The sequence below is a fragment of the Rhizobacter sp. genome, from assembly GCF_031412495.1.
In the GTDB taxonomy this organism is placed as follows: domain Bacteria; phylum Pseudomonadota; class Gammaproteobacteria; order Burkholderiales; family Burkholderiaceae_C; genus Schlegelella_A.
Map to the genome: position 1 here is coordinate 1 of NZ_JANODC010000084.1, position 6727 is coordinate 6727.

The window sequence follows — 6727 nt, forward strand, 5'->3', positions numbered from 1 at the left end:
CAGCGCATGTCCGTGCCGCGCCTCGGCCGGACCTTCGTTCGTGCCCTGCCGGCGCTCGCCGCACCGATCCTGCTGACCATCGGGCTGCTGGCAGGCGTCGCCACGCCCACGGAGCTGGGCGCCCTGACCGTCGTCTACGCCGCAGCGCTCGGCTTCGCGCAGCGCGAGCTGAAGATCGCCGACGTCATCGGCGCGGCGCGCGAGACGCTCACCACCTGCGGCGTGCTCGTCTTCATCATCGCCTGCGCCGTGCCCTTCGGGTGGATCGTCGCCACGTCGCAGGCGCCCATGAAGCTGGCGGCGCTGATGATGTCGATTTCCGACAACAAGTTCGTGATCCTGATGATCATCAACGTCGCTCTGCTGGTCATCGGCTGCTTCATGGAGACGACGGCGATCCTCCTCATCGCGACGCCGACGCTCTTCCCGACCATCGTCGCGCTCGGCATCGACCCGGTGCACTTCGGCATCATCCTCGTCGTCAACCTCCTGATCGGCACGCTGACGCCGCCCTTCGGCGTGATCCTCTTCATCATGATGGACATCGCCAAGGTCAGCCTGGCGCAGATGTCCAGAGCGATCCTGCCCTTCTACGTGCCGCTGTTCCTGGTCCTGCTCATCGTCACCTACTGGGCCGACTTCGTGCTCGCCGTGCCGCGCTTCTTCGGGCGACCCTAGGGCCGATGCAGACCCTGCAGGTCTACCAGTCGCTCTGGGCCATGGAGCGACGCCGTCCCGACGGCCTGGAGTGGTCGCTCGACGAGAAGCTCGATCTGATCCACGCTGCCGGCTTCGACGGTGCCGGCGTCCGCTTCTTCGAGCGCGAGTACGCGCGCACGGTCACGCGCAAGCTCGGCGCCTGGGGCCTGCACTGGCAGGCGCAGTGCTACCCGCGCACGGTCGACGAGCTGCGCCCGGTGCTCGCCCACGTCGCCGAGTTCGGGGCCGACCACCTCAACCTCCAGGCGGACGTCCGCCCCCACACGGTGGCCGAGTGCGTGCCGCTGATCGAAGGCTGGCGTGCCCTGGCCGACGCGGCTGTCGTGCCGCTGCACTTCGAGACGCACCGCGACCGGATGACCACGGACCTGTACTTCACGCTGCGCCTGCTCGACCGCTTCCCGGACCTGCGCCTCACCGGCGACCTGTCGCACTACGTCGTCGGCCGCGAGTTCGCCTGGCCGATCTCGGACGAGAACCATCGCCTCATGCACCGCGTCATCGACCAGTGCTGGGGCTTCCATGGCCGGGTCGCCAGCCGCGAGCAGATCCAGGTCCAGATCAGCTTCGCGCACCAGCGCGACTGGCTCGACCTGTTCATGGGCTGGTGGGAGCACGGCTTTCGCGGCTGGCGCCGCCGCGCCCCGGCTGACGCGGTGCTGACCTTCCTGTGCGAGCTGGGGCCGCGCGAGTACGCGATGACCGGTGCCGACGGCTACGAGCTGTCGGACCGCTGGGAGGAGTCGCAGATGCTGATGCGCATGGTGCGCGAGCTCTGGGGCCGCCTCGAGGCTGAGGCGGCGACCGACGGCGCACCCGTCGCCTGACGCCTCAGGTGGCGCCGCGGCGCGCCTCCAGGTGCAGCAGCCCTTCGAAGATGAGCGTGTCGACCGTCTCGAACGGCAGGTCGCTGATCGAGTCGAGCTTCACCGCGGCGCCGCCGCTGATGATCAGCGCCGGCGGCTGCCCGCAGCGCTGGGTCAGCTTGCGGTGCATGCGCTCGACCGCGCCGGCGACGGCGTCGGCGCCGCCGCTCATCAGGGCGTCGCTGGTGTTGGTCGGGAAATCGACCGCTTCGCCGGTGGGTGCCTTGAGGCCCGCGGTTCCCATTTCGAGGGCGCGCAGCATCAGGCCGAAGCCGGGCAGGATCAGGCCACCGAGAAAGCGCCCGTCGGTGTCGAGCGCGTCGACGGTGACCGCCGTGCCGACCATCACGACCAGCGCCGGCCGTGGCGGGCCGCGCTCGAGGATGCGCTGCCGCGCGGCGATCATCGCCACCCAGCGGTCGACGCCGAGCCGGATCGGATGGTCATAGCCGTTGGTCACGCCGCAGGCCTGCGCACTGCTCACCACCCAGCGAGGCTCGATGTCCCAGAGCTCCTCGAGCTGCGCCTCGGTGCGTCGACGCACGCCTTCTCCGGCGACGATGCTGCCGAGCATGCTCCTGGGCTGCGCCAGGTCGCGCCAGGGTCCTTCGGCGAGGTTGTCGATGGCCTCGAGGAAGACCGCCCCGTGCTCGAGCAGCATGGCGCCCGGCCGGGGCTCGGCGTACAGCGCCCACTTCAGGCGCGTGTTGCCGACATCGACGGCGAGAAAGCTCATGGCGGATGACGATCTGAAACCTGACTCACGTCAGCTTGCCGGATGCGGGCCGCACGTCGCAGCCATTGATCCGCCACGAGCGATCCGGCTGGCGCTCGAGGCGGTAGATGGCCAGCCAGAGGGCGCCGTTTCCGTCGGTCATGTGCACGCCCTGGATCCATTGCCCTTCGACCTGGTGCGGCGCGAGGAAGGTGACGCTCGCCGGCCGGTACACGACGGGATAGCCGGTGCGCACCATCGCGAGGAAACGGTCGGGCGTTCCGAACACCTCGCGGATGGCCGGCGCGGCGTAGGAGAAGGCGCGCGCCGCGTCGTCGGCGGCGAAGGCGGCGAGCTGGGCCTCGACGACGGCGCGCATCGCCGCGCTCTGCTCGGCGGTAGCGGTCTGCGCCGCGGCGGGCCCGTGCAGCAGCAGCGATACGGAGAGCAGCAGGAGGGTTCGGACGAGACGGCGGGTCATGGCAGCTCCTCGGCACGGCCGGTCGGCCGATCATAGGCAGTCTGCCGGAGCCCGCCGCAACGGGTGCTGAGCCCGGGGCGGGCAGAGGGCGGACGTACACTCGAAGTTGACGTGTACGTCAACCGGCGCCTGCCGGATGCCAACGCGAACGGAGGCCCCTTTGGCCAAGAAACCGGGCAACCTCCTTGCCGACTTCCAGTATGCAGGCGCGCTGCCCGCCGCCGACGCCGGCTCCTCCGGCAAGCGCGCCGTGAGCTCGTTCGACCTGAACGGCTTCGACCCCGCCGCCAAGCCCTTCTCGAGCGGCGACAAGGCGGCCGACAAGGCGGCGGTGGCCGCCCTCGCCGCCGAGCTCGACGGCCTGCAGGACCTTCTGTACGCCGACCGCCGCTACCGGGTGCTCGTCGTGCTGCAGGGCACCGACACCAGCGGCAAGGACGGCACCATCCGCGGCGTGTTCGGCCTGACCAGCGCGCTCGGCGTGCACGCGGTCGGCTGGAAGGCGCCTTCGGCGGAGGAGCGCGCGCATGACTTTCTCTGGCGCATCCACCAGAAGGTGCCCGCCGCCGGCGAGATCACGATCTTCAACCGCAGCCATTACGAAGACGTGCTTGTGCCGGTGGTCGAGGGCTGGATCACGCCCGAGGAGACCGAGCGGCGCTACGCGCACATCAACGCCTTCGAGCGGCTGCTGGCCGAGACCGGAACCCTGGTGCTCAAGTTCATGCTCCACATCTCGAAGGACGAACAGCGGCAGCGACTGCAGGAGCGCGTCGACGATCCGACCAAGCACTGGAAGTTCGCGGCGGGCGACCTGGAGGTGCGCAAGCACTGGGCCGCATACCAGGCGGCCTACGGCGCGGCCGTCGCGGCCACCGGCACCCCGTGGGCGCCATGGACCATCGTGCCGGCCGATTCGAAAACCCACCGCAACCTCATGATCGCCACGGCGGTGAAGAATGGGCTGCAGAACCTGGATCTTCGCTACCCGCCCGGCGACCCCGCACTCGCCGGCCTCCAGGTACCCTGAGCCTCCGAGGACACGATGACCGAACTCTCCGCCGACTACAGGGCCCTCGCCGACTACCGGCCGACCCACAAGGTGCGCTTCGTGACCGCCGCGGCGCTGTTCGACGGCCACGACGCTGCCATCAACATCATGCGGCGCATCCTGCAGGGGATGGGCGCCGAGGTCATCCACCTCGGCCACAACCGGTCAGTCGACGAGATCGTCACGGCCGCCCTGCAGGAGGACGTGCAGGGCATCGCCATCAGCTCGTACCAGGGCGGCCACGTCGAGTACTTCCAGTACATGGTCGACCTGCTGAAGGCGCGCGGCGGAGCCCACGTGCGGGTGTTCGGCGGCGGCGGCGGCGTCATCGTGCCGAGCGAGATCGCCGAGCTACAGGACTATGGCGTCGAGCGCATCTACAGCCCCGAGGATGGCCAGCGCATGGGCCTGGCCGGGATGATCGGCGAGATGATGATGCGCTGCGACTTCGAGCTGGGCGCCGACGCGGCGCCGCGGCTCGACGAGCTCGCCGCGGGCAGCGGTTCGGCCGAGCAGCGCTGGCGGGCGCTGGCCAGACTCATCACCCTCCTCGAGAACGGCCGGGCCTCGCCCGCTCTCGTCACCGAGCTCCATGCCGCGGCGAAGGCAGCGCACACGCCGGTCGTCGGCATCACCGGCACCGGCGGCGCCGGCAAGTCGAGCCTCACCGACGAGCTGATCCGACGCATCCGCCTCGACCAGGGCGATGCCCTCGAGCTTGCCGTCATCTCGATCGACCCGAGCCGCAGGAAGAGCGGCGGCGCCCTGCTCGGCGACCGCATCCGCATGAACGCCATCGCGCCATGGGCGCGATCCGACGGATTGGCCGCGGGCGGCGAGGCACGCGTCTACATGCGCTCGCTCGCCACGCGCAACTTCGGCAGCGAGCTGAGCCGGGCCCTGCCCGATGTGCTGGCCGCCGTGAAGGTGGCGGAGTTCGACCTCGCCATCGTCGAGACCTCGGGCATCGGCCAGGGCGACGCGGCCATCGTGCCGCTCGTCGACGTGCCGGTCTACGTGATGACGCCGGAGTTCGGCGCCGCGAGCCAGCTCGAGAAGATCGACATGCTCGACTTCGCCGAGTTCGTCGCCATCAACAAGTTCGACCGCAAGGGCGCTGCCGATGCCCTGCGCGACGTCGCCAAGCAGGTCCAGCGCAACCGCGAGGCGTTCGCGCGGAAGCCGGGCGAGATGCCCGTGTTCGGGACGATGGCGAGCCGCTTCAACGACGACGGCGTGACCGCCCTCTACCAGGCCATGAAGCCGCGCCTGGGCGAGCTCGGCGTTCGCCTCGAGCTGGCCAAGCTGCCGACTGTCGCCACCCGCCACAGCACGCACCAGGTGCCGATCGTGCCGGCGGCGCGCGCCCGCTACCTGGCCGAGATCACCGACGCGGTGCGCGGCTACAAGGCGGCGGCGCTGGCGCAGGCGCGCCTGGCCCGCGAGGTGCAGCAGCTGCGCGCGAGCGCGCGTATGCTGGACGAGGCCGACCCGGCTCGGCCGCACGCCGCGGCGGTCGACGCGCTGGGCGCGTTGGCGAACTCGCGCGAAGGCCGCCTTGCGCCCGAGTCGCGCCGCCTGCTCGCCGACTGGCCCGCGCTGCAGCGCGCCTACGCGGCCGACGACTACGTGGTCACCGTGCGCGACCGCGAGATCCGCACCTCGCTGGTCCACACCACGCTGTCAGGCAACAAGATCCGCAAGGTGGCGCTGCCGCGCTACGAGGACGACGGCGAGACCCTGAAGTGGCTGCTGCTCGACAACGTGCCCGGCGCATTTCCCTACACCGCCGGCACGTTCCAGTTCAAGCGCGAGAACGAGGACCCGACCCGCATGTTCGCCGGCGAGGGCGACGCCTTCAAGACGAACCGGCGCTTCAAGCTGCTGTCTGCGGGCACGCCGGCCAAGCGGCTGTCGACGGCCTTCGATTCGGTGACACTGTACGGCAACGACCCGGCGCTGCGGCCCGACATCTACGGCAAGGTGGGCAACTCCGGCGTGTCCATCGCGACCCTCGACGACATGAAGGTGCTGTACTCGGGCTTCGACCTGACGAGTCCGAGCACGTCGGTGAGCATGACGATCAACGGCCCGGCGCCGACGATCCTGGCGATGTTCATGAACACCGCCATCGACCAGAAGCTCGACGCCTTCCGCACCGAGAAGAAGCGCGAACCGAGCCAGCACGAGGCGGCGGAGATCGCCGCCTGGGTGAAGCAGAACGTGCGCGGCACGGTCCAGGCCGACATCCTCAAGGAAGACCAGGGCCAGAACACCTGCATCTTCTCGACCGAGTTCTCGCTCAAGGTGATGGGCGACATCGCCGAGTACTTCGTGGCGCACCAGGTGCGCAACTTCTACTCGGTGAGCATTTCGGGCTATCACATTGCCGAAGCGGGAGCGAACCCGATCAGCCAGCTCGCCTTCACGCTTTCGAATGGCTTCACCTTTGTCGAGGCGTACCTCGCGCGCGGCATGGCGATCGACGACTTTGCGCCCAACCTGTCGTTCTTCTTCTCCAACGGCATGGACCCGGAATACACCGTGATGGGCCGCGTCGCACGCCGCATCTGGGCGGTAGCGATGCGCGAGCGCTACGGCGCCAACGAGCGCAGCCAGAAGCTGAAGTACCACGTGCAGACCAGCGGGCGGTCGCTGCACGCGCAGGAAGTGCAGTTCAACGACATCCGCACCACGCTGCAGGCGCTCATCGCCATCTACGACAACTGCAATTCGCTGCACACCAACGCGTTCGACGAGGCGATCACCACGCCGACCGAGGACTCGGTGCGCCGCGCGATGGCGATCCAGCTCATCATCAACCGCGAGTGGGGCCTGGCGAAGAACGAGAACCCGAACCAGGGCGCGTTCGTCATCGACGAGCTGACCGAGCT

Annotated in this window: 6 protein-coding genes; 4 read left to right on the forward strand and 2 right to left on the reverse strand. The window is 69.4% G+C overall.

Features of this window, described 5'->3' with window-relative positions; all coding sequences use genetic code 11:
* Both AC30N0_RS03035 and AC30N0_RS03040 read left to right on the forward strand, forming a co-directional pair.
* A partial coding sequence (locus AC30N0_RS03035; protein WP_489516458.1) for a TRAP transporter large permease subunit occupies positions 1 to 678 on the forward strand: 678 nt, incomplete at its 5' end.
* A gap of 5 nt (positions 679 to 683) precedes the next feature.
* The gene (locus tag AC30N0_RS03040) at positions 684 to 1547 is read left to right on the forward strand and encodes a sugar phosphate isomerase/epimerase family protein (RefSeq protein WP_489516459.1); all 864 of its coding nucleotides are present in this window, start codon (positions 684 to 686) and stop codon (positions 1545 to 1547) included.
* A gap of 4 nt (positions 1548 to 1551) precedes the next feature.
* Here the strand turns inward: AC30N0_RS03040 and AC30N0_RS03045 are convergent, their stop codons facing one another.
* Entirely contained in the window at positions 1552 to 2322 is a 771-nt protein-coding gene (locus AC30N0_RS03045) for a type III pantothenate kinase (RefSeq protein ID WP_489516460.1), read from the reverse strand.
* Positions 2323 to 2347: 25 nt separating this feature from the next.
* Positions 2348 to 2782: a DUF4864 domain-containing protein gene (locus AC30N0_RS03050; RefSeq protein ID WP_489516461.1), complete on the reverse strand. Its 435-nt coding sequence runs from the start codon at positions 2780 to 2782 to the stop codon at positions 2348 to 2350.
* A 160-nt stretch (positions 2783 to 2942) separates the two neighbouring features.
* Here AC30N0_RS03050 and AC30N0_RS03055 point away from each other — a divergent pair, with 160 nt between their 5' ends.
* Positions 2943 to 3812 (forward strand): PPK2 family polyphosphate kinase, encoded by an 870-nt coding sequence (locus AC30N0_RS03055; RefSeq protein ID WP_489516462.1) that lies wholly within the window; start codon positions 2943 to 2945, stop codon positions 3810 to 3812.
* 15 nt (positions 3813 to 3827) lie between these two features.
* A partial coding sequence (gene icmF / locus AC30N0_RS03060) for a fused isobutyryl-CoA mutase/GTPase IcmF (protein WP_489516463.1) occupies positions 3828 to 6727 on the forward strand: 2900 nt, incomplete at its 3' end.

Coding starts and splice junctions, on each gene's coding strand:
- AC30N0_RS03040 (WP_489516459.1), top strand. CDS start 684: ATGCAGACCCTGCAGGTCTACCAGTCGCTCTGGGCCATGGAGCGACGC.
- AC30N0_RS03045 (WP_489516460.1), bottom strand. CDS start 2,322: ATGAGCTTTCTCGCCGTCGATGTCGGCAACACGCGCCTGAAGTGGGCG.
- AC30N0_RS03050 (WP_489516461.1), bottom strand. CDS start 2,782: ATGACCCGCCGTCTCGTCCGAACCCTCCTGCTGCTCTCCGTATCGCTG.